General features: G+C 62.2%; 20 protein-coding genes. 17 read left to right on the top strand and 3 right to left on the bottom strand.

The genetic code is table 11. The features are described 5' to 3' along the window. Nucleotides 1–41: 41 nt before the first annotated feature. A complete protein-coding gene (locus EFD55_RS20250) occupies nucleotides 42–863 on the bottom strand; it encodes an AraC family transcriptional regulator (RefSeq protein ID WP_125846938.1) in 822 nt (273 codons plus the stop codon). Between the two features lie 190 nt (nucleotides 864–1,053). Between EFD55_RS20250 and alr the strand changes: the two genes are divergently transcribed. Then, nucleotides 1,054–2,217, top strand: a complete 1,164-nt coding sequence (gene alr / locus EFD55_RS20245) for an alanine racemase (RefSeq protein ID WP_125846822.1) — start codon at nucleotides 1,054–1,056, stop codon at nucleotides 2,215–2,217. A gap of 10 nt (nucleotides 2,218–2,227) precedes the next feature. Here the strand turns inward: alr and EFD55_RS20240 are convergent, their stop codons facing one another. Next, nucleotides 2,228–2,863 carry a LysE family translocator gene (locus EFD55_RS20240; protein WP_125846821.1) on the bottom strand — a complete coding sequence of 212 codons (636 nt, stop codon included), beginning with the start codon at nucleotides 2,861–2,863 and terminating at the stop codon, nucleotides 2,228–2,230. Nucleotides 2,864–3,027: 164 nt separating this feature from the next. On the opposite strand from EFD55_RS20240, the gene radA reads away from it, so the two are divergent. From radA to rarD, 11 genes are all read left to right on the top strand, one after another. Then, nucleotides 3,028–4,428 carry a DNA repair protein RadA gene (gene radA, locus EFD55_RS20235; protein ID WP_125846820.1) on the top strand — a complete coding sequence of 467 codons (1,401 nt, stop codon included), beginning with the start codon at nucleotides 3,028–3,030 and terminating at the stop codon, nucleotides 4,426–4,428. A 90-nt stretch (nucleotides 4,429–4,518) separates the two neighbouring features. Beyond that, complete coding sequence (locus EFD55_RS20230; protein WP_125846819.1) at nucleotides 4,519–5,142, top strand: CvpA family protein; 624 nt, start codon at nucleotides 4,519–4,521, stop codon at nucleotides 5,140–5,142. Between the two features lie 148 nt (nucleotides 5,143–5,290). Further along, entirely contained in the window at nucleotides 5,291–6,781 is a 1,491-nt protein-coding gene (purF, locus tag EFD55_RS20225) for an amidophosphoribosyltransferase (RefSeq protein WP_125846818.1), read from the top strand. A gap of 79 nt (nucleotides 6,782–6,860) precedes the next feature. Then, on the top strand, nucleotides 6,861–7,601 hold the full coding sequence (locus tag EFD55_RS20220; RefSeq protein WP_125846817.1) for an SDR family NAD(P)-dependent oxidoreductase: 741 nt from the start codon (nucleotides 6,861–6,863) through the stop codon (nucleotides 7,599–7,601). A 243-nt stretch (nucleotides 7,602–7,844) separates the two neighbouring features. Beyond that, the gene (gene cysS, locus EFD55_RS20215) at nucleotides 7,845–9,236 is read left to right on the top strand and encodes a cysteine--tRNA ligase (protein WP_125846816.1); all 1,392 of its coding nucleotides are present in this window, start codon (nucleotides 7,845–7,847) and stop codon (nucleotides 9,234–9,236) included. A 208-nt stretch (nucleotides 9,237–9,444) separates the two neighbouring features. Next, nucleotides 9,445–9,921, top strand: a complete 477-nt coding sequence (locus EFD55_RS20205) for a GFA family protein (protein ID WP_125846814.1) — start codon at nucleotides 9,445–9,447, stop codon at nucleotides 9,919–9,921. Next, nucleotides 9,918–10,406: a GFA family protein gene (locus EFD55_RS20200; protein WP_125846813.1), complete on the top strand. Its 489-nt coding sequence runs from the start codon at nucleotides 9,918–9,920 to the stop codon at nucleotides 10,404–10,406. The genes EFD55_RS20205 and EFD55_RS20200 overlap by 4 nt, the downstream gene beginning before the upstream one ends. Next, nucleotides 10,403–10,879 (top strand): GFA family protein, encoded by a 477-nt coding sequence (locus EFD55_RS20195; protein WP_125846812.1) that lies wholly within the window; start codon nucleotides 10,403–10,405, stop codon nucleotides 10,877–10,879. Before EFD55_RS20200 ends, EFD55_RS20195 begins: the two co-directional genes overlap by 4 nt. Further along, the gene (gene pip / locus EFD55_RS20190) at nucleotides 10,876–11,838 is read left to right on the top strand and encodes a prolyl aminopeptidase (protein WP_125846811.1); all 963 of its coding nucleotides are present in this window, start codon (nucleotides 10,876–10,878) and stop codon (nucleotides 11,836–11,838) included. Before EFD55_RS20195 ends, pip begins: the two co-directional genes overlap by 4 nt. A gap of 65 nt (nucleotides 11,839–11,903) precedes the next feature. Further along, a complete protein-coding gene (cimA, locus tag EFD55_RS20185) occupies nucleotides 11,904–13,517 on the top strand; it encodes a citramalate synthase (RefSeq protein WP_125846810.1) in 1,614 nt (537 codons plus the stop codon). Between the two features lie 162 nt (nucleotides 13,518–13,679). Continuing rightward, complete coding sequence (gene rarD, locus EFD55_RS20180) at nucleotides 13,680–14,594, top strand: EamA family transporter RarD (protein ID WP_125846809.1); 915 nt, start codon at nucleotides 13,680–13,682, stop codon at nucleotides 14,592–14,594. 24 nt (nucleotides 14,595–14,618) lie between these two features. Here the strand turns inward: rarD and EFD55_RS20175 are convergent, their stop codons facing one another. Then, complete coding sequence (locus EFD55_RS20175; protein ID WP_125846808.1) at nucleotides 14,619–15,242, bottom strand: LOG family protein; 624 nt, start codon at nucleotides 15,240–15,242, stop codon at nucleotides 14,619–14,621. Between the two features lie 155 nt (nucleotides 15,243–15,397). Between EFD55_RS20175 and EFD55_RS20170 the strand changes: the two genes are divergently transcribed. From EFD55_RS20170 to EFD55_RS33245, 5 genes are all read left to right on the top strand, one after another. Next, a complete protein-coding gene (locus EFD55_RS20170) occupies nucleotides 15,398–17,425 on the top strand; it encodes a LysM peptidoglycan-binding domain-containing protein (RefSeq protein WP_125846807.1) in 2,028 nt (675 codons plus the stop codon). Nucleotides 17,426–17,638: 213 nt separating this feature from the next. Continuing rightward, nucleotides 17,639–19,516, top strand: coding sequence for an ABCB family ABC transporter ATP-binding protein/permease (locus EFD55_RS20165; protein ID WP_125846806.1), 1,878 nt, complete (start codon nucleotides 17,639–17,641; stop codon nucleotides 19,514–19,516). A gap of 126 nt (nucleotides 19,517–19,642) precedes the next feature. Then, nucleotides 19,643–20,341 carry a phosphatidylserine decarboxylase gene (locus EFD55_RS20160; RefSeq protein ID WP_125846805.1) on the top strand — a complete coding sequence of 233 codons (699 nt, stop codon included), beginning with the start codon at nucleotides 19,643–19,645 and terminating at the stop codon, nucleotides 20,339–20,341. Nucleotides 20,342–20,351: 10 nt separating this feature from the next. Then, nucleotides 20,352–21,197 carry a CDP-diacylglycerol--serine O-phosphatidyltransferase gene (gene pssA, locus EFD55_RS20155; RefSeq protein ID WP_125846804.1) on the top strand — a complete coding sequence of 282 codons (846 nt, stop codon included), beginning with the start codon at nucleotides 20,352–20,354 and terminating at the stop codon, nucleotides 21,195–21,197. Between the two features lie 190 nt (nucleotides 21,198–21,387). After that, complete coding sequence (locus tag EFD55_RS33245) at nucleotides 21,388–21,534, top strand: hypothetical protein (RefSeq protein WP_165504818.1); 147 nt, start codon at nucleotides 21,388–21,390, stop codon at nucleotides 21,532–21,534. The last annotated feature ends 277 nt before the right edge of the window (nucleotides 21,535–21,811 follow it).

The following is a 21,811-nucleotide window of genomic DNA, read 5'->3' as shown; positions in this document are numbered from 1 at the left end:
GCAGTAGCCCAGCATGACATGGCCGTATTGAACGAAAGTGATCAGCCCGTGCGGAATTGACCGGGCGTTACGCCCGTGCGCGCCTTGAAGTGCCGGGTGAAATGCGCCTGATCGGCAAAACCGCACTCAAGTCCGATATCGGCCGGCATGCGCCCCTGCCGCAGCAGCCGGCGAGCCACCTGTACGCGCCGGTCCGTCAGGAAGGCATGCGGCGTGATGTGGTATTCCTTGCGGAAAGCGCGGATGAGGTGAGCGCGGCTCAAGGCCGCCACTCCGGCCAATTCCTCGAGCCCGACGTCGCTGTCGAAGTTCTCGATGAGGTATTCGCGGGCGCGGGCAACGGCGCTTCGCTCCTGCGTATCGACAGGCACGACGATGGTGCTGCCGTGACGCGCAAAGATCGCCGCCAGCACCGTGAACATGCTTTCATCGGACTCCAGCGCACCGGCGCCCCTTTCGAGCGTGCGATGGGCGGCATGAAAGGCATTGGCGAGCTGTGGATCGCGCGGAAGCCAGCCGGAAAAGGACGGTGTCGCGTGGAACGCCCTGCCCGTCACATCTTCCAGAATATCGATGAACAGCTTCATGTCAGGATAGATCATGCGGTAGCGATATCCCTCGCCGCCGGGGGTGCCGTCATGAATGACGCCGGGATCGATAAGATAGAGGTCGCCCGGGCCGGTTTCCTCCCGCCTGCCGCTCAGCGTGGCGATCTGGCTGCCGCTTTCTATCGCGCCGATGCTGAATGTATCGTGCGCATGCGGCGCATATTCATGCGTGAGGAAGGTGGCGCTCAGGCACTCCATGTCGCGAAAGCGGCTGTCCCGCCAGAAGCGGGCCGATTCCACATTGGCAAGCGGCATGGCCTCCGCCGCTTCTTTCTGCGATACGTTCTGCATCCGGCGAGATTAGCGCGGAAGGCGGCATGCGTCTTGAACAAAAGTGATCATGCAGGCTTCAAACGGCGGTATGTGATCGCCGGCGCTTTCCCTTCGTCACAATGCTCTTTAGACTGGGTGAACTGGTTCTCCCTTCATTTCTTCACGGCGGTTCATGACAGATTTTCCTATCCCCTTCGAAGACGACGATCTTTTCGCTTCCGCAGGCCTGCGGCTGACCGTCGACCTGACGGCACTCACGGAGAACTGGCGCGACATGGCGCGCCGCTCGGGTGCCGCGCGCGCCGCAGCCGTCGTCAAGGCGGACGCCTATGGCATGGGGATCGAGGATGCCGGCGAAGCCCTCTATCTCGCGGGCGCGCGGGATTTCTTCGTCGCGACCGTCGACGAAGGGGTGACGCTTCGCCTTTATGCGCCCGAGGCGCGCATCTTCGTGCTTTCGGGCATATGGCCGGGCACTGAGCGGCGCTTCTTCGACAACGATCTGGTGCCGGTGATTTCCTCCGACGAACAGCTCGCCTTCTGGATGGCGGTGCTTGCCGATTACGGCGACTACCCCTGCGCGCTGCATGTCGATACGGGCTTCAATCGGCTGGGACTGCGCATCGACGATGCGCTGGCGCTCGCCGACGACGTCTCGCGGCCGGCGAGCTTCGCGCCTGTACTCGTCATGAGCCATCTCTCCTGCGGCGACGATCCCACCCATGCGATGAACCGGCGACAGCTCGAATCATTCCGCAGGGTTAGCGCCGCCTATGAAGGCATCGATTCAAGTCTTGCCGCCTCGGCCGGCATCTTTCTCGGCGAGGACTACCACTTCGACCTGACCCGTCCCGGCATCTCGCTCTATGGCGGCGAAGCGGTCAGCGGCATGGCGAACCCGATGCGGCCGGTCGCGACGGCGGAAGCGCGCATCATCCAGGTGCGCACCGTCGAGGCGGGTGAGACCGTCAGCTACGGGCGGGCGCTGCAGCTTCATCGCGAAAGCCGGCTGGCGGTCGCCTCGGCCGGTTATGCCGACGGCTACATGCGCAGCCAGTCGAGCGGCGGCGTGCCGCTGCGCCAGGTGGTGTCGCAGGGCGGGCAAGGCTTTATCGCCGGTCACAAGGTGCCGGTCGCGGGCCGGATCACCATGGATCTGACCATCTTTGACATCACCGACCTGCCTGAGAATGCGGTGCGCTCCGGGGATTATGTCGAGCTGTTCGGCAAGAACATGGCCCTCGACGAGGTAGCGCGGGCGGCCGGCACGATCGGATACGAGATCCTGACAAGCATGGGGCTGCGCCACGAGAGGCGCTATGTAGCCGAGGAGTAGGGTTCGCCTATCAGCGGCTGCTGAGAGCAAGGCGGACGCCGAGCGCCACGAAAAGCGCGCCCAGACCACGATCGAGCCACAGACCGATCCTTTGATTGTTCCGGAGTGCGTCGGCAAGCCGCCCTCCGAGCAGGACGAGCGGCGGTTCGATGAAGGCAGCAACGACGATAATGAGCCCGCCATGGAGCATGAGCTGGGCCCATGTCGGCCCTGCCCCTTCGACGACGAACTGCGGCAGGAAGGCAAGGAAGAAGATCGCCACTTTCGGATTGAGCAGCGACACCAGGATTCCCTGCCGGTAGATCTTCGCGATCGGCATTTTTTCGCCGGCAGCTTTTACCAGGCCACTCCCGCCGCTGGCGCGCAACGCCTGGATGCCCAGCCAGACGAGATAGGCGGCGCCGATCCATTTGACCGCGGAGAAGGCGGCGGCGGAAGCGGCAAGCACGGCGGAGAGGCCGAGTGCGGCCATCATTACATGCAGACACGCGCCGGACCAGACGCCGAACAATGCGGAAAAACCGGCGCGTTTTCCGCTTTTCATCGTGTGACCGAGGATGAAGGCGATGTCGGGACCGGGCGAGAGGTTGAGCAAAACCGCCGCCGACAGAAATGCAAGCCAATGCGTGAGCGAATAATCGAACATCTTCCACCGTTCCGGATGAGCAGAGACAAAGGATAGGCACCGGCGCACTGATGGGGAAATCATTAGTTTTGATCCGTCGTGATAGCCATTATCTCAAGCACCACAATGATTCGATGAAGCGGCGTGTCTGCTTCACTCGGGAACCCGGACTGAAAGAGTAACTGATGGCGAAGGCCAGGACACAATTCATCTGCCAGAATTGCGGCACGATCCATAACCGCTGGGCCGGCAAATGCGAGAACTGCGGCGAGTGGAACACCATCGTCGAAGAAGACCCGATGGGCGGGATCGGCTCCGGTCCGGGCAAGACGCCGAAGAAGGGCCGGCCGGTGGCGCTGACGGCGCTGTCGGGCGAGATCGAAGAAGCGCCGCGCATCCACACCGCCATGTCGGAACTCGACCGGGCGCTCGGCGGCGGCTTCGTGCGCGGGTCGGCGGTGCTGATCGGCGGCGATCCCGGCATCGGCAAATCGACCTTGCTGATGCAGGCGGCAGCCGCCCTTGCGCGGCGTGGCCACAAGATCATCTACGTCTCCGGCGAGGAAGCCGTGGCGCAGGTCCGGCTGCGGGCGCAGCGCCTTGCAGCGGCCGATACCGACGTGATGCTGGCGGCCGAGACCAATGTCGAGGATATTCTGGCGACGCTCGCCGAGGGCAAGCGGCCGGATCTCGTCATTATCGATTCGATCCAGACGCTGTGGAGCGAACTGGCCGAATCCGCGCCGGGAACGGTGACGCAGGTGCGCACCGGCGTGCAGGCGATGATCCGCTTCGCGAAACAGACGGGGGCCGCCATGGTGCTCGTCGGGCATGTGACCAAGGACGGGCAGATCGCAGGCCCGCGCGTCGTCGAGCACATGGTCGATGCCGTGCTCTATTTCGAAGGCGATCGCGGGCATCACTACCGCATCCTGCGCACCGTCAAGAACCGCTTCGGCCCGACCGACGAGATCGGCGTCTTCGAAATGTCCGACGGAGGCTTACGCGAAGTCGCCAACCCGTCGGAGCTCTTCCTCGGCGAGCGCAACGAAAAATCGCCGGGCGCCGCCGTCTTTGCCGGCATGGAGGGCACCCGCCCCATTCTCGTCGAGGTGCAGGCGCTGGTGGCGCCGACTTCGCTCGGTACGCCGCGGCGCGCCGTGGTCGGCTGGGACTCTGCCCGTCTGTCGATGATTCTCGCGGTGCTGGAAGCCCATTGCGGCGTGAGGCTCGGCCAGCACGACGTCTACCTCAATGTTGCCGGCGGTTACCGCATCTCCGAACCGGCGGCCGATCTCGCCGTCGCCTCGGCGCTCGTTTCCTCGCTTGCCGGTATTGCCCTTCCCGCCGATTGCGTCTATTTCGGCGAAGTCAGCCTGTCGGGCGCCATCCGGCCGGTTGCGCACACCGGCCAGCGCCTCAAGGAAGCCGAGAAGCTGGGGTTTTCTGCAGCGCTGCTTCCATCCGCCTCCGCCGAATTGCCGAAGGGCTCCGGCGGGCGCTGGAGCGAAGTCGAGAGCCTGCCGGATCTGGTCGCGCGCATCGCCGGGTCGAAGGGAGCGCTGCGTGTGGAAGACGAGGTTTGATCCTTTCATTGCCAAGATTGGTAATGATATAGGAGGCACACGATAAGGCACGACACGGCCGCCAAGCGGCAGTCCTGGAGTTGAATTTACATGCCCATTACGATTTTCGACGGTATTGTCATCGGCGTCGTGCTCTTCTCCGCCGTGCTGGCGATGGTCCGCGGCTTTTCGCGCGAGATCCTTTCGATTGCGAGCTGGGGCGGTTCGGCCGCCGCCGCTTATTACCTCTATCCCTACCTGCTGCCCTACGCGAAAAAATACACCGATGACGACCGCATCGCGACCGTCGGGTCGGCAGCGGTCGTCTTCCTTATCGCGCTCATCGTCATCTCCTTCATCACGATGAAGATCGCCGATTTCATCATCGACAGCCGTGTCGGCGCGCTCGACCGCACGCTCGGCTTCCTGTTCGGGGCAGCGCGCGGCGTGCTGCTGCTGGTCGTCGCTGTGGCCTTTTGGAACTGGCTCGTCGACGTCGACCACCGTCCGGCCTGGGTCAATAACGCGAAGTCGAAGCCGTTCCTGGATTCGATGGTCGTGAAGCTGAAATCGGTTCTGCCGGAACAATTTGCCCAGATGATCCCGGCAAGCATCCGTGATAAGCTTCAGCCGCAGGCACAGGGCGAAGGCGCCACCCCGCCGCCGGCCGATCAGGCTCCGGCGGAAGACGCGCCGACCGCGCCTGCCGACGGTGCACAGCAGCCGGCGAATTGACACAGTGTTCAAGAGCTTGACCCGCCTTAAGGCAATCGCCATTTGAGCGGGACGTGAAATGAGGGTCCGGCCGGGCATTCCAGCTCAGCCGGGCTTAGCTATTTCTGGAAATGCCGATCCATTCTTGTGAGAGCAGAGGCCCGCAGAAATGAACCAGTCCCATTCCTTCCCGACCGACGATCCGCTCGACGGAGATACACTGCATGAAGAATGCGGCGTTTTCGGAATTCTGGGACATCCTGATGCAGCGGCGCTGACGGCCCTCGGCCTGCATGCCCTGCAACATCGCGGGCAGGAAGCGGCAGGCATCGTCTCCTTCGATGGCAAGCGCTTCTACCAGGAGCGCCATATGGGCCTCGTCGGCGACCACTATACCAACCCTGTGACCCTCGCCCGCCTGCCGGGCGGCATGTCGATCGGCCATACGCGCTATTCGACGACAGGCGAAGTGGCGATGCGCAACGTGCAGCCGCTCTTTGCCGAGCTTGAGGAAGGCGGCATTGCCATTGCCCATAACGGCAACTTCACCAACGGCCTGACGCTGCGCCGCCAGATCATCGCGACCGGCGCCATCTGTCAGTCGACCTCCGATACCGAAGTCGTCCTCCACCTCATTGCCCGTTCCCGCCACGCCTCCACAACCGATCGCTTCATCGATGCCATTCGCCAGATGGAGGGCGGCTATTCGATGCTTGCCATGACGCGCACGAAGCTGATCGCCGCGCGTGATCCCACAGGTATCCGCCCGCTGGTCATGGGCGAACTCGACGGCAAGCCGATCTTCTGCTCGGAAACCTGCGCGCTCGACATTATCGGCGCCAAGTTCATCCGCGACGTGGAAAACGGCGAAGTCGTCATCTGCGAAATCCAGCCTGACGGGTCGATCAGCATCGATGCGCGCAAGCCCAGCAAGCCGCAGCCGGAACGCCTCTGCCTGTTCGAATATGTCTATTTCGCCCGGCCGGACTCGGTCGTCGGCGGCCGCAACGTTTATACGACGCGCAAGAACATGGGCATGAACCTCGCCAAAGAATCGCCCGTCGATGCGGATGTGGTCGTGCCGGTACCGGATGGCGGCACGCCTGCTGCTCTCGGCTACGCGCAGGAAAGCGGAATTCCCTTCGAATACGGCATCATCCGCAACCACTATGTCGGCCGTACTTTCATCGAGCCGACACAGCAGATCCGCGCCTTCGGCGTGAAGCTGAAGCATTCCGCCAACCGGGCGATGATCGAAGGCAAGCGCGTGGTGCTGGTCGACGATTCCATCGTGCGCGGCACGACCTCGCTGAAGATCGTGCAGATGATCCGCGAGGCCGGCGCACGCGAAGTCCATGTCCGCGTTGCAAGCCCGATGATCTTCTTCCCTGACTTCTACGGCATCGACACGCCCGATGCCGAAAAGCTGCTGGCAAACCAGTATGCCGACGTCGAAGCCATGGCCAAATATATCGGCGCGGATTCGCTCGCCTTCCTGTCGATCAACGGTCTTTATCGCGCCGTCGGCGGCGAGGATCGCAACCCGGCCCGCCCGCAATTCACCGATCACTATTTCACCGGTGACTATCCGACCCGGCTGCTCGACAAGAACGGCGAGTCCATGGGCAACAAGATTTCGATGCTTGCCAGCAACGGCTGAGCCGCTTCCACTTTGACTTTCCCTTGTGCGGGGCCTATTGCGCCCCTCACCTTTCCAAGTACATCCGGAACCGGGACAGATGAACATCAATCTTGAAGGCAAGATCGCGCTGGTCACCGGCGCATCGCGCGGCATCGGCTATTTCACGGCCCTCGAACTCGCCAAGGCCGGCGCGCATGTGATTGCCTGCGCTCGCACCGTCGGTGGCCTGGAAGAGCTGGACGATGCCATCAAGGCCATTGGCGGCTCCGCGACGCTGGTCCCCTTCGATCTCGCCGACATGGAGGCAATCGACCGTCTCGGCGGTTCGATCTTCGAGCGCTGGGGCAAGCTCGACATTCTCGTCGCCAATGCCGGCGTGCTCGGCGTCATCTCGCCGATCGGCCATATCGAGGCGAAGGTCTTCGAAAAGGTGATGAACATTAATGTGAACGCCACCTGGCGTCTCATCCGCTCGGTCGATCCGCTGCTGACACGCTCGGATGCCGGCCGCGCCGTTATCATGTCGTCGGGCGCCGCACACAAGTGCCGCCCCTTCTGGAGCGCCTATTCGGCTTCCAAGGCCGCTGTTGAAGCGCTGGCGCGCACTTGGGCCGGCGAGACCCAATCGACGCCGCTGCGCATCACCAGCGTCGATCCGGGCGCCACACGCACCGCCATGCGGGCGCAGGCCGTTCCCGGCGAAGACCCGATGACGCTGCCGCATCCTTCCGAAGTGGCAAAGGCCATTCTTCCCCTGCTCGGTCCCGGCGTGACCGAGACCGGCAAGCTGTTCATCGTGCGCGAGAACAAGCTGGTGGATTACCGGCTGCCGGCTTGAGCGACTGGACGTTTCTGTGACGCGAACGGCAATGTTGGAAATGGCTCAGCAACTCCCTTGACCAAACCTCGATCCCGCGCCATAAAACGCGTCATGAAAACGGTTACCTGCATTATTTGCCGGAAGATTATTCGCTAGCCCAAAGCTGGCCTGGCCGTTTTCGTCTCCCAAATGTCCAAGATGCGAAACGCCCCGGCCTGCCGGTGGTGGTATTTTTCTGCATGTGCATTTTAGGAGAGTGAAATGGGCGGCACGCCGGAACTGAAGCTGTACAACACGCTGACGCGGGAGAAATCGGTGTTTTCGCCGATCGATGCCGAAAACGTCCGCATGTATGTGTGCGGCCCGACGGTCTACGATTACGCCCATATTGGTAATGCCCGGCCGGTCATCGTCTTCGATGTGCTGTTCCGCCTGCTGCGTCATATCTATGGCGAACAGCATGTCATCTATGCCCGCAACATTACCGACGTCGACGATAAGATCAATGCGCGGGCGCTGAGGGACCATCCGGGCCTGCCGCTCAACGAAGCGATTCGTGCGGTGACGGAGAAGACCGAGACGCAGTTTCACGCCGATGTCGCTGAACTCGGCTGCCTCGAGCCGAATGTCGAACCGCGCGCCACCGACAATATCGAGCAGATGATCGAGATCATCGAGAAGCTGATCGGCAACGGCCATGCCTATGTCGCATCAGGCGAAGTGCTGTTCGACACCAAATCCATGGCCGATTACGGCCAACTTTCGAAACGCCCGCTCGACGAGCAGCAGGCCGGCGCCCGTGTCGCCGTCGATGCGCACAAGAAGAACCCTGGCGATTTCGTGCTCTGGAAACTGTCGAGCCACAACGAGCCCGGCTGGGAAAGCCCGTGGGGCCGTGGCCGGCCCGGCTGGCATATCGAATGCTCCGCGATGAGCCGGCGTTATCTCGGCGATATCTTCGATATTCATGGCGGTGGGCTGGACCTGATCTTCCCGCATCATGAAAACGAGATCGCTCAGTCGCGCTGCGCCCACGGCACCGAGGTGATGGCGAATGTCTGGATGCATAACGGCTTCGTGCAGGTCGAAGGCCGCAAGATGTCGAAATCCGAAGGCAATTTCGTTACCATCCACGAGTTGCTGCACACGCAGACTTTCGGCGGCCGCAAATGGCCGGGCGAGGTGCTGCGTCTGGCGATGCTGATGACGCATTATCGCGAGCCGATCGATTTTTCGATCAAGCGACTGGAAGAGGCCGAACGTCTGCTCGCCAAATGGCCGGTGACTGAAGCCGGCGATGCCATGCCGGACGAGACCGTGCTGACTGCTCTCGCCGACGACCTCAACTCGGTCGCGGCGGTGCAGGCATTGCACGCGCTGGCGCAAGCTGCCCATACCGATCCCGCCGCGGGCGCGGCATTTGCCGCAACAGCCGCCCTCCTGGGTCTCTTGCCGAAAAAGACGGAAATCGACGCAGCCGTCGCATCCGCAGTCGATGCGCTGGTCGCCATACGTCTCGAAATGCTGAAGGCGAAGAACTTCGCTGAGGCCGATAAGATCCGCGACGAACTGACGGCGAAAGGCATCCAGCTGAAAGACGGCAAGGATGCGGTGACGGGCGAGCGTGTGACGACGTGGGAGCTGAAGCGGTGAGAGCGGCATATTGGGATAAGACCCCTCCCCAACCCCTCCCCACAAGGGGGAGGGGCCACTGTGCCGCACGGCTCCGAAGCGACTTCACTGCAACCGCAAACATTCGAGGTGGAAGCGAAGGCAGCGCCACGAGAGAGCCCTCCCCCTTGTGGGGAGGGTTGGGAGGGGTCTTGGCACCGAGCCCGGAATCTCAAGGGAGGACTAGTCGATGAATACATACACCGGCGGCTGCCAATGCGGGGCGATCCGGTTCCGAGTGCGCGGGACGCCATCGGATTCCTCGATCTGTCATTGCCGCATGTGCCAGAAGGCGTTCGGCGCCTACTACGCGCCGCTGGTTTCCGTGCGCGGGATGGACTTCGAATGGACACGGGGCCAGCCCAAGAAATTCCGCTCTTCCAATTTCGTCGAGCGCGGTTTCTGCGGCGACTGCGGCACGCCGCTGACTTATGAGGCGCCGGATGGAATGGCTGTTGCCGCGGGCGCCTTCGACGATCCGTCACAACTGCCGCCCACCATCCAGTGGGGCGTGGAGGGCAAGATCGACTTCGTCGATCATCTGCACGAACTACCCGGAGAGCGAACCGAGGCGGATCTGACTGCAGGCTCCTTCCTGCACGAACTCGTTTCCTATCAGCATCCCGACCACGATACGTCGGTCTGGCCGCCGGAGGATCGCGCGTGACTGAGACAGCAGCACAGACGGGCGGATGCCAGTGCGGCGCGGTTCGTTATCGCGCGCGCGGCGCACTCGGTTATCCGCATATCTGCCATTGCCGCATGTGCCAGAAGGCCGCCGGCAACTATTTCCTGCCGCTGGCAGCGGCCATGCGCAAAGATTTCGAACTGACGCGCGGGGAACCCAAGTGGTTCCACTCCTCCGATCTCGTGCGGCGCGGCTTCTGCGGCGATTGCGGCACGCCGCTGTTCTACGATATTCCGGAAACGGACTTCATCAACATCACCCTCGGCTCACTGGATGATCCCGACGCGGTCCGGCCCGTGATGCAATCCAACACCGGACGCAAGATGTCCTGGTTTCACGCCATCGACGGGCTGCCGGTGGAGGCGGAGCCTGAAACGCCGGACCGCGAAAACGCGATCGCGGCAAGCAATCATCAGCACCCGGATCACGACACGAAAAGCTGGCCACTCGGAGAAAGCCCATGACGGATAAGATCAGAACAGGCGGCTGCCAATGCGGCGCCGTGCGCTTTCGCGTATCGGGCAAGCTCGGGCGGCCATCGATCTGCCACTGCCGCATGTGCCAGAAACAGTTCGGCGGCTTCTTCTCCGCGCTCGTCACCGCACCCGAGGAAGGGATGGAATGGACGCGCGGCGAGCCGAGCTATTTCCAGTCCTCCGTCAATATCGAGCGTGGCTTTTGCGGGGATTGCGGCACGCCGATGACTTATCGCCATCCGGGCGGACTGGAGCTTGCGATCGGCACCTTCGACGACCGCAGCGATCTCGCACCGCAGATCCAGGTCAATTATGATGCCCGCCTGCCCTGGGTCGAGACGATCTTCGACGCGCCTGTTCACAAGGACCCGGATTTCTACGCGCGGCAGGAGGCGATCATCTCCTTCCAGCATCCTGATCACGATACGGCCGTCTGGCCCGCAAAAGGCGTGAAGATATGACTGAAGTGCTACGCACGCTCTATCCCGAAATCGAACCCTATGCCTCCGGCCATCTCGATGTCGGCGATGGTCACGTGATCTATTGGGAGCGCTCGGGAACGCCGGGCGCCAAGCCTGCCGTCTTCCTGCATGGCGGCCCGGGCGGCGGCATCTCGCCGGCGCATCGCCGGCTTTTCGATCCGGCTCTCTACGATGTCATGCTCTTCGACCAGCGCGGTTGCGGCAGGTCGACGCCGCATGCGGAGCTCAACGCCAATACGACTTGGCACCTCGTCGCCGATATCGAGCGGCTGCGTGAAATGGCCGGCGTCGGCACATGGCAGGTGTTCGGCGGCTCCTGGGGTTCGACGCTGGCGCTCGCCTATGCCGAGACGCATCCGGAGCACGTGTCCGAGCTCATCCTGCGCGGCATCTATACGCTGACCAAAGCCGAGCTCGACTGGTACTATCAGTTCGGCGTCTCGGAAATGTTTCCTGACAAGTGGGAGCGCTTCATCGCTCCCATTCCGCCTGCCGAGCGGCATGAGATGATGCATGCCTATCATCGCCGCCTGACGCACGAAGACAGGAACGTGCGCCTGGAGGCCGCGCAGGCCTGGAGCATCTGGGAGGGCGAAACGATCACCCTTCTGCCGGAACCTTCCACGAGCGGCAAGTTCGAGGAGCCGGAATTCGCCTACGCATTCGCGCGCATTGAGAACCATTTCTTCGTCAATGCCGGCTGGATGGACGAAGGGCAGCTGATCCGCGATGCCGGAAGGCTCAAGGACATCCCAGGTGTCATCGTGCATGGACGCTACGACATGCCCTGCCCGGCAAAATACGCCTGGCTGCTGCACAAGGCCTGGCCGAAGGCTGAGTTTCACCTGATCGAAGGTGCGGGCCATGCCTATTCGGAGCCCGGGATTCTCGATCGGCTGATCCGGGCGACGGACAAGTTTGCCGGGAAGCAAAACTGATTGTTGGTGTCGGGGCAGCCCCTCATCCGCACTCCATAACAACCCGCTTGGCGGGAGGAAACGACATGAAAGAACGCATCTACCTCTTCGACACGACGCTCCGGGACGGGCAGCAGACGCCCGGAATCGACTTCTCGGTCGAGGACAAGATTGCGATCGCCGCCATGCTGGACGAGTTCGGCATCGACTACGTCGAGGGCGGATATCCCGGTGCAAATCCGACCGATACCGCCTTCTTCAGCGAGAAGCGCACCAGCCAGGCCGCCTTCGTCGCCTTCGGCATGACGAAGCGGGCGGGCGTTTCGGTCTCCAACGATCCCGGCATTGCCGGGCTGCTGCAGGCAAAAAGCGACGCTATCTGCTTCGTCGCCAAGAGCTGGGACTACCATGTCGCAGTCGCACTCGGCTGCACCAACGAAGAAAACCTCGAATGCATCGCCGAAAGCGTCAAGGCGGCGGTCGGCGCAGGCAAGGAGGCGATTGTCGATTGCGAGCATTTCTTCGACGGTTTCAAGGCCAATCCAGCCTATGCGCTCGCCTGCGCCAAGACGGCCTATGAGAGTGGCGCGCGCTGGGTCGTGCTCTGCGACACCAATGGCGGCGCGCAGCCGCCGGAGGTGCGCGCCATCGTCGAGGCGGTGATCGCCGCGGGCGTTCCCGGCCGCTGTCTTGGTATTCATGCGCATAACGATACCGGCCAGGCGGTCGCCAATTCGCTCGCTGCCGTCGAAGCAGGCGCCAGGCAGATCCAAGGCACGCTGAACGGTATCGGCGAGCGCTGCGGCAATGCCAATCTGGTGACGTTGATCCCGACTCTCGCGCTGAAGAGTGCCTACAATACACGCTTCGAAACAGCGATCGACGAGGAGCGGCTGCTCAACCTCACCCGGCTCTCGCATGCTTTCGACGAGCTGCTCAACCGCTCGCCGGACCACCAGATGCCTTATGTCGGCGCCTCCGCCTTTGCCACCAAGGCCGGCATCCACGCTTCCGCGCTGATCAAGGACCCGCGCACCTATGAACATGTGCCGCCCGAAAGCGTCGGCAATTTCCGCAAGGTCATGGTTTCAGACCAGGGCGGCAAGGCGAATTTCATCAATGCGCTGAAGCGGCGCGGCATCATCGTCGCCAAGGACGATCCGAAGCTCGATCTGTTGATCTCGATCGTCAAGGAACGTGAATCGATCGGATATGCCTATGAGGGAGCGGATGCGAGCTTCGAGCTCTTGGCGCGCCGCACGCTCGGCACGATCCCCGAATTCTTCACCATCGAAGGCTTCCGCGTCATGATCGAGCGCCGCTTCGACAGTCTCGGCCGTGTGAAGATCGTCTCCGAGGCGGTGGTCAAGATCACCATCGACGGCCAGACGCTGATGTCGGTTGCCGATGCCGAAGGCCCGGTCAACGCGCTCGACCTCGCGCTGCGCAAGGATTTCGGCAAGTACCAGCATGAAATCGACGATCTGGTGCTCGCCGATTTCAAGGTGCGTATCCTCAATGGCGGCACGGAGGCCATCACCCGCGTGCTGATCGAATCTACCGACAGCGATGGTGTGCGCTGGTGGACGGTCGGCGTTTCCGAGAACATCATCGACGCCTCGTTCCAGGCGCTGATGGATTCGGTCATCTACAAGCTGATGAAGAACCGGCAGCTGGCGGGCAAGATCGCGGCGGAATAAGTCTGTTCCGCCGGTTCCGCGTGGGAGGGTGATGCCGACCTTTGCCGCCATCGCCTCGTTCCGCTTCAGATCCTCTTACCCTTCATTCAACGAAATGAATTGGCCTATTCACGGCGCTTAAGCTAGGCCGGATCAGAAGAAGAACAAAGATGGAAACACTCGATGTCGACCGATGCATCCGTTCCGTTGGCTAAGAACGAAGACAGTCCGCGCGGTTTCGCCTTCGCGCTCACGGCCTATCTGCTCTGGGGCTTCCTGCCGATCTACATGAAGGCGCTGGCGCATATTTCGCCGGCCGAGGTGATTGCGCACCGCATCGTCTGGTCGCTGCCGCTGGCTGGCATCGTGCTGATCGTGCTCGGACGCACTGGGGATATCCGCACAGCACTCCGCTCGCCGCGCATGCTGGCGATGGCGGCGCTGACGGCATCGCTGATCACCGTCAATTGGGGCACATACGTCTGGGCGATCGGCGCCGGCCATTCGCTCGATGCGGCACTCGGCTATTTCATCAATCCGCTGTTCAGCATCTTCCTGGGATCGGTTCTCCTCAAGGAGAAGCTGCAGTCGCTGCAAATCGCGGCGATCGCGCTTGCAGCGCTCGCCGTCGTCGTTCTCGCATTCGATAGCGGCGGCATTCCGTGGGTGGCGCTGACGCTGGCGATCTCCTGGGGTTTCTACGCCCTGTTCCGCAAGACGCTGCCGCTCGGGCCGAACCAGGGGTTCTTCCTCGAAGTGCTGCTCCTCAGCGGACCGGCCCTCCTCTACATCCTTTATCTCGAATTCGGCAGCGGCCAAGGCCATCTCTATCGCACCGGCTTTGCCGACACGGCCTTGCTGCTCGGCTGCGGCCTCATCACCGCCGTGCCGCTGATGATCTACGCAAACGGCGCCAAGCTTCTGAAGCTCTCGACGATCGGTATCATGCAGTATATCGCGCCGACGATGATCTTCCTGATCGCCGTCTTCGCCTTCCACGAGCCACTCGGCACAGCGCGCATGATCGCCTTCCCGCTGATCTGGGCGGGGCTGTTCCTCTATAGCTGGTCGATGCTGCGGACAAGCCGCGGGCGCTGAAGCCGCGGGTCGTCACCAGCCCGCCTACATCTTCGAAATCACCTCGTCCTCGCCGTCACGATCGGCAGCAAGCTGGGCGGCCTGGGCCATGATTGCCGGAATGATGCCGGAGACCTCGTCGACGATTAGCGGCTGCACCCGGTGGGCGGTGTGCAGGAAGCCTTCATCGGTCATATGGCGCATCAGTTCCATCATCGGATCCCAGAAGCCGTTGATGTTGGCAAAAACCATCGGCTTCTCGTGGCGGCCGAGCTGCGCCCAGGTCATGATCTCAACGATCTCCTCCAGCGTGCCGATGCCGCCGGGTAGTGCTACGAAGGCATCGGAGCGCTCGAACATCGTGTGTTTGCGCGCGTGCATGTCAGGGGTTACAATAAGTTCGTTCAGCTGACCGAGCGAGTGGCGAGTCGCTTCCATGTCGATCAGGAACTCGGGAATGATGCCTGTGACCTGACCGCCGCCTGAAAGCGTCCCGCTGGCAACCGCGCCCATGATGCCTTTGGTTCCCCCGCCATAGACGAGGCGCAGGCCGTATTCGGCGATCTCTCTTCCGAGAGCACGCCCGGCCGCCATGTGAGAGGGATCGCGTCCCGGCCTGGAGCCGCAGTAAACGCAGATGGATCGAATCGATACAGATTGTTCGGTCATGAGGGCAAAACAACTATTCCATTTCAATGCAGTCAAGAAAATTGAGTGAAAAGCAGCGTGCCTAGCTTGCCTAATTGCTTTGAATGCTTGTGGAAAGCAACGGGAATCGCTAGCAATTTTGGTTACTACGGCAAATTGCCGCCTTGGGAGACATAATGATGAAGAACCGTGCCGGCTTGCTGGCCCTTGCAGTCCTCGTAATCGCAATCTTACTGATGGTGTTTTTCGTCATGCCGCGCATCGGCGGGGATGCAGCCAAAGTCGGCGACGCCATCAACCAGGCGAGCACGGACCTCAAGAACACGGTTAACGAGTCGGCAAAGACATCGCGCTCCGCTGTAGCCGACTCGGCTGCGGTTGCCGATCAGGTGAGCCGCCTCACCGCCAGTGCGGGCACTTCACTCAGCGAACTCAGGACACTGTTTGCCGACGGCAAGGGGCCCACTGCGGACGTGCTCACCGCCTCCAAGACCAAGGCAGTGGGCGCGTTGAAGACGCTAGCCGATTTCATAATCCCCGAAGGGCTCGATCCCACGACCCAGACCCTTGCCGCGAAGGCCAAGGACGGCGCGACCAAGGCGCTTGCCATCGTGCAGTCGCTGCCTGAGAATGTCGCCGATGCGCTTGCCGCGATCGCCAAGGCCGAGGCCGCGCTGGCCGGCGCGCCCGAACCTGCCGCAGCGGCTGCGGCAGCGAAGGATGCCGGCCCGAAGCTTCCGGCCTTCGACGTGCTACGCGTCGAGCCCGACGGCTCGACCGTGATTGCCGGCTCGGCCGAACCGAACGGCAAGCTCGAGGTGCTCGACGGCGAAAAGGTGGTGACCACGGCCAATGTCGATGCGAGCGGCGATTTCGCTGCCGTGCTTGACGATCCGCTTCCGGCGGGCGACCACCAGCTTGTGCTCAAGTTCACCGGCAAAGACGGCAAGAGCACGCTTTCCGAAGAGGTCGCGACCATTTCCGTGCCGAAGGACGGCAATGGCGCCAACCTGCTTGCCATGGTTTCCAAACCCGGCGCGGCGAGCCGCATCATCACCGCGCCGAAGGGCGGAACCGAAGTCGCCGACGCCTCCAATCCGGCGTCGCCGCCTGCGGACAAGCCGGCAACGAGGGAAACCTCGGCTGCGCCTGCACCGACCGGCGAACTGGCACTGCAGACGCCGGGCCTGCCCGATGCCTCCTCGGGCAACGCCCAGCCCACCATTCCCGGCACGGCCGCACCCGACAAGACAGTCGCGCCCGATGTGATGGTCAATGCCGTCGAGATCGAAGGCAACAAGATCTTCATTGCCGGAACGACACGCTCCAACGCTAAGGTTATCGGTTATGCCGACGACAGCCTCGTCGGCCAGGACACGGCCGGCTCCGACGGCCATTTCGTCATCGACGGCGTCGTGGCGCTCTCGGTCGGCGACCACAAGATTCGCGTCGATGTCGTCGATCCCGCCGGCAAGGTGATCGTGCGCGCTTCGGTGAACTTCAACCGCCCGGCGGGCGATCAGATAAGGGTTGCCGCGCAATCCGTTCCAGCCGAGGCAAGCAGCGGCTCTTCGCTCGTGCCGCTTGACGAAGGCGAGCTCGGCAAACGCAAGGCCGAGGCCGGCAAGGCCTTCGGTCTGCTGAAGGGGCTGTTTGCCGACGGCAAGCAACCCGGCGCCGAACAGCTTGCGGCAGCACGCTCGGCAACGGAATTCGCGCTACGCTCGGTCGCGGACTTCCGCCCGGCGGTCGATGCCTCCGACGCCTTCAAGCAAGCCTCCGGCTCGGCCTCGCAGACCGCCGCCAAAGCGCTGAAACTGATACAGGGTCTGCCCAGGGATGAGAAATCGGTCGGCGCTTCGCTCGACCAGCTCGGCGCAATCATCGCCGAACTCACCGCGACACCTGCGCCGGCGGCACCGGCTGCAAATGAGGCGGCCAGCAACGAGCCGAAGACGATCGAGCAAGCGCCGCTGACGGCAAACAACGCGGCGGTCATCATTCGCCGCGGCGACACCCTGTGGCAGATTTCGCGCCGCACCTATGGCCTCGGCGTTCGCTATACGACGATCTACATCGCCAACGAGGACAAGATCGTCGATCCGGATCGCATCCGCCCCGGCCAGATCTTCGGCCTGCCGAAGGATGCATTGCCGAACGCCGAAGAGCTGCACCGCAAGCGCCTTTCCGGCCAGCACCTCTAGGCTTCAAAAACAGCATGACGGGGCCGGGCGGCATAACCGCCCGGCTTCTCTTTTCCTCAACCCCGCAACTGTTGTATTCGTCGATCCGGCACCCTATCTGGCGATGGCGCCTGCGGGTTGCGGGAAGCGCTTTCGGGCACGCTCCGGGCTCGTGCTTTTGACGGCATAGAAGCGCCGCAACCGCGGCAAATTTCATCCGGGCTGGAGACACCCATGGCAAACGGCAAGACAGTCTCTGAATCCCACCTGCTGCGGACGCTTCTCAACCTCTGGCCCTATATGTGGCCGGCTGGTCGGGCAGATCTCAAGATGCGCGTCGTCTGGGCCTCGGTCTACCTGTTGATCTCGAAGTTCGTGCTGCTGCTCGTCCCCTATTTCTTCAAATGGTCGACCGATGCGCTGAACGGCAGGATGGATCTCGCCGGCACCGTGCCGCCGCTCCTTGCCGGTGCCATCGCGCTTGTCATCGCCTATAACGTCACCCGGCTGATCCAGCTCGGCCTCAACCAGCTGCGCGACGCGCTTTTTGCCAGCGTCGGGCAGCATGCGGTGCGCCAGCTCGCCTTCAAGACCTTCGTGCACATGCATGAACTGTCGCTGCGCTTCCATCTGGAGCGCAAGACCGGCGGGCTTTCGCGCATCATTGAGCGCGGCACCAAGGGCATCGAGACGATCGTGCGCTTCACGATCCTCAATACGGTCCCGACAGTCATCGAATTCTTGCTGACGGCAGTGATTTTCTGGTGGGGCTATGGCTTCTCCTATCTCGCCGTCACCGCCTTCACGGTCTGGGCCTATATCTGGTTCACGATCCGCGCGTCCGACTGGCGCATTGCCATCCGCCGGTCGATGAACGACAGCGATACCGACGCCAACACCAAGGCGATCGACTCCCTCCTCAATTTCGAGACCGTCAAATATTTCGGCAATGAGGAGATGGAGGCCAAGCGTTTCGACAAATCGATGGAACGCTACGAGAAGGCGGCGACCGAGGTCTGGACCTCGCTCGGCTGGCTGAACTTCGGCCAGGGCGTCATCTTCGGCATCGGCACGACCATCATGCTGGTGCTGTCGGCGATGGCCGTTCAGCGTGGCGAGCAGACGGTCGGCGATTTCGTCTTCGTCAATTCGATGCTGCTGCAGCTTTCCGTGCCGCTCAATTTCATCGGTTTCGTCTATCGCGAAATCCGCCAGGGGCTGACCGACATCGAGCAAATGTTCGACCTTCTGGAAGTGAAGGCCGAGGTCAAGGACGCGCCTGACGCGGCCGAGCTTCGGATCGGCCAGGGCGCGATCTCCTTCAAGGACGTGCACTTCTCCTATGATCCAGCCCGTCCGATTCTGAAGGGCATCTCCTTCGAGGTGCCGGCCGGCAAGACGGTCGCCGTCGTCGGCCCGTCAGGTGCCGGCAAATCGACGCTGTCGCGCCTGCTCTATCGTTTCTACGATATCCAGAGCGGCGCAATCACCGTCGACGGCCAGGATATCCGCACAGTGACACAGAAGAGCCTGCGGACAGCCATCGGCATGGTGCCGCAGGACACCGTGCTCTTCAACGACACGGTCGCCTATAACATCCGCTACGGCCGCACATCGGCGAGTGACGGCGAAGTCTTTGCGGCCGCCGAAGTGGCGCAGATCGCGCATTTCATCGAGATGCTGCCCGAAGGTTTCGAGACCAAGGTCGGTGAACGCGGGCTGAAGCTTTCGGGCGGCGAGAAGCAGCGCGTGGCGATCGCCCGCACCATCCTTAAGGCACCGCCGATCCTGATCCTCGACGAAGCGACATCGGCACTCGACACGACGACGGAACGGGAAATCCAGACAGCACTCGACGTGGTTTCGAAGAACCGCACGACGCTTGTTATCGCCCACCGGCTTTCGACGGTCATCAGCGCCGATGAGATCATCGTGCTGAAAAGCGGCGAGATCGCCGAGCGCGGAACACATGCCGTCCTTCTCGAAAAGAGCGGCCTCTATGCCTCGATGTGGAACCGCCAGCGCGAGGCGACGCAAGCCGAGGAGCACCTGAAGCAGGTGCGCGAAAGCGACGATATGGGCGTGATTACGCGGCTTGCCCCGGCAAGCTGAGTGGGCAGCGCCGGCTTTTATTGTTCAGAACCCCGGCGCGGGAACCAGGGCCAGGGCGACAGCATTGCCCCGGAGACGGTTTTTCGCTAACCAGCAAAAAACGACAACGCAAGGAGACCGGCAGCCATGAGCCTGTTCAACACGGTTCGCAACACGATCGTCCCCGTGCATAAGGAGGGTTATCCCTTCGTCGCCGCCTTCTTCGTCGCATCGCTGGTCTTGGGCTGGATCTTCAAGCCGCTCTTCTGGGTCGGCATGATCTTCACGCTCTGGTGCGCCTATTTCTTCCGTGATCCGGAGCGCGTGACCCCGCAGGACGACGATCTGGTGATCTCTCCTGCCGACGGCAAGGTCTCGGCGATCCAGATGGTCACCCCGCCGGCCGAGCTCAACCTCGGTTCCGAGCCGATGCTGCGCATCTCGGTCTTCATGAACGTCTTCAATTGCCATGTGAACCGGGCGCCGATGCGTGGGCGCATCGTCAGCATCAATTACCGCTCCGGCAGCTTCGTCAATGCCGAACTCGACAAGGCAAGCGAGGACAATGAGCGCAACGGGCTGGTGATCGAAACCCGCCATGGACAGATCGGCGTCGTCCAGATTGCCGGCCTCGTCGCGCGGCGTATCCTCTGCTGGGCCAATGCCAATGAACCGTTGGATGCCGGCGAGCGCTTCGGGCTGATCCGTTTCGGTTCGCGGCTCGACGTATTCCTGCCGGCAGGTGCCGCGCCGCGCGTCGCGCTCGGCCAGACGGCGGTTGCCGGAGAAACTGTTATCGCCGAATTCGCCTCGGCCAAGGGTCCCGTCATCAGCCGCCGCAGCTAGGAACGCCGATATGGAAACGCCCTTTCCACCCTTCGAGCCCAATGGACCTGATGATTCCGCCCGCGGCCCGCGTTTGCGCGAAATCCCGCTCCGGCTCGTCTTTCCGAACCTGATCACCATTCTGGCGATCTGTGCGGGGCTGACCGGCATCCGGCTCGCTTTCGAGAATCGCTACGAGCTCGCTGTCGCCATGGTGCTGCTCGCCGCCTTCCTCGACGGCATCGACGGGCGCGTGGCGCGGCTGATGAAGGCGACCTCCAAGTTCGGCGCACAGATGGATTCGCTTGCCGACATCGTCAATTTCGGCGTGGCACCCGCCCTCGTCGTGTACGTCTTCGCGCTCGACCAGGCGCGCTCGCTCGGCTGGATCGCCGCGCTGATCTATGCGATCGCCGCCGGGCTTCGCCTTGCCCGCTTCAACGTCATGGCCGAACGCGAGAACAAGGCGAGCTGGCAGTCGGAATATTTCGTCGGCGTGCCGGCGCCGGCCGGCGCCATGCTGGTGCTCTTGCCCGTCTATCTCGGCTTCCTCGGGCTTGAGACCGACCGCACCTTCGCCTTCATCTCGTCGATCTACACCGTCGCCATCGCCTTCCTGCTGATCAGCCGGTTGCCGGTCTGGTCGGGCAAATCGGAAGGCAATCGGCTGCGGCGCGATCTCGTGCTGCCGATGATGCTCGGCGTCGTGCTCTATGTGGCTCTGCTGATGAGCTACACCTGGGAAGTGATGGTCTTTACCGTCGCCGCCTACCTCATATCGCTTCCCTTCGGCGCACGGAAATGGCGTCGAAAATACGGGACGCTGACGATCGAGGAACCCGGCGTCGGCGACGACGATATCGGCCGGCATATCTAGAGCCCTTCCCCCGGGAAGGCGCTGTCTTAACTTCTTCAGTAAGTATTAACCAACGTAGGCTTCAGTTAAGCCTCGCGAATTATGGTGCGCGTTTACAAATCCTGATGGGACGCGTCTCTGTTTTGTCGCTATCTGCGACGAAACAACAAATTATAAAATACCCAGGGAAGAACCACGTAAGGAGAGTATCGTGACCTCGAAGAAGAGCAGTGCCGGTGAACAGCAGGTGGCCAAGCCTGATCTCGCCGCCAACTACCGCCCAGTCGGTTTGAAGGCCGTTGCCGCGGCGTCGTTGATGGCGAAGAACAAGCCGGGAAGCGTCAAGAAGTCCGCTTGAAGCGTTGCGCGTCAAGCCGGAATCACGTGCCCTTCGGATCCGGCTCCATGCATCTCGTCATCCCAAACAAAAGTGCTTTTGGGTGACATGCGTTAGGCACAGCTGACGAAGAAATAAGGGGACTTATCGCCGAAAGCCTCATGGCGATGCCGATCATGCCGTCCCAACCCGCCACGCGGCAGGTCTGGCGAAGAGTGATCCAGAGCCCGATCCCCAACTTACCCTCGAAGAACATTACGAACGAAGCGATTACGGCGCCGAGTGAAAAGCGGCGGAT

The sequence above is a fragment of the Rhizobium pisi genome, assembly GCF_003938655.1.
Taxonomy (GTDB): Bacteria; Pseudomonadota; Alphaproteobacteria; order Rhizobiales; family Rhizobiaceae; genus Rhizobium; species Rhizobium pisi.
This window is presented reverse-complemented; position numbering and strand designations above follow the sequence as displayed.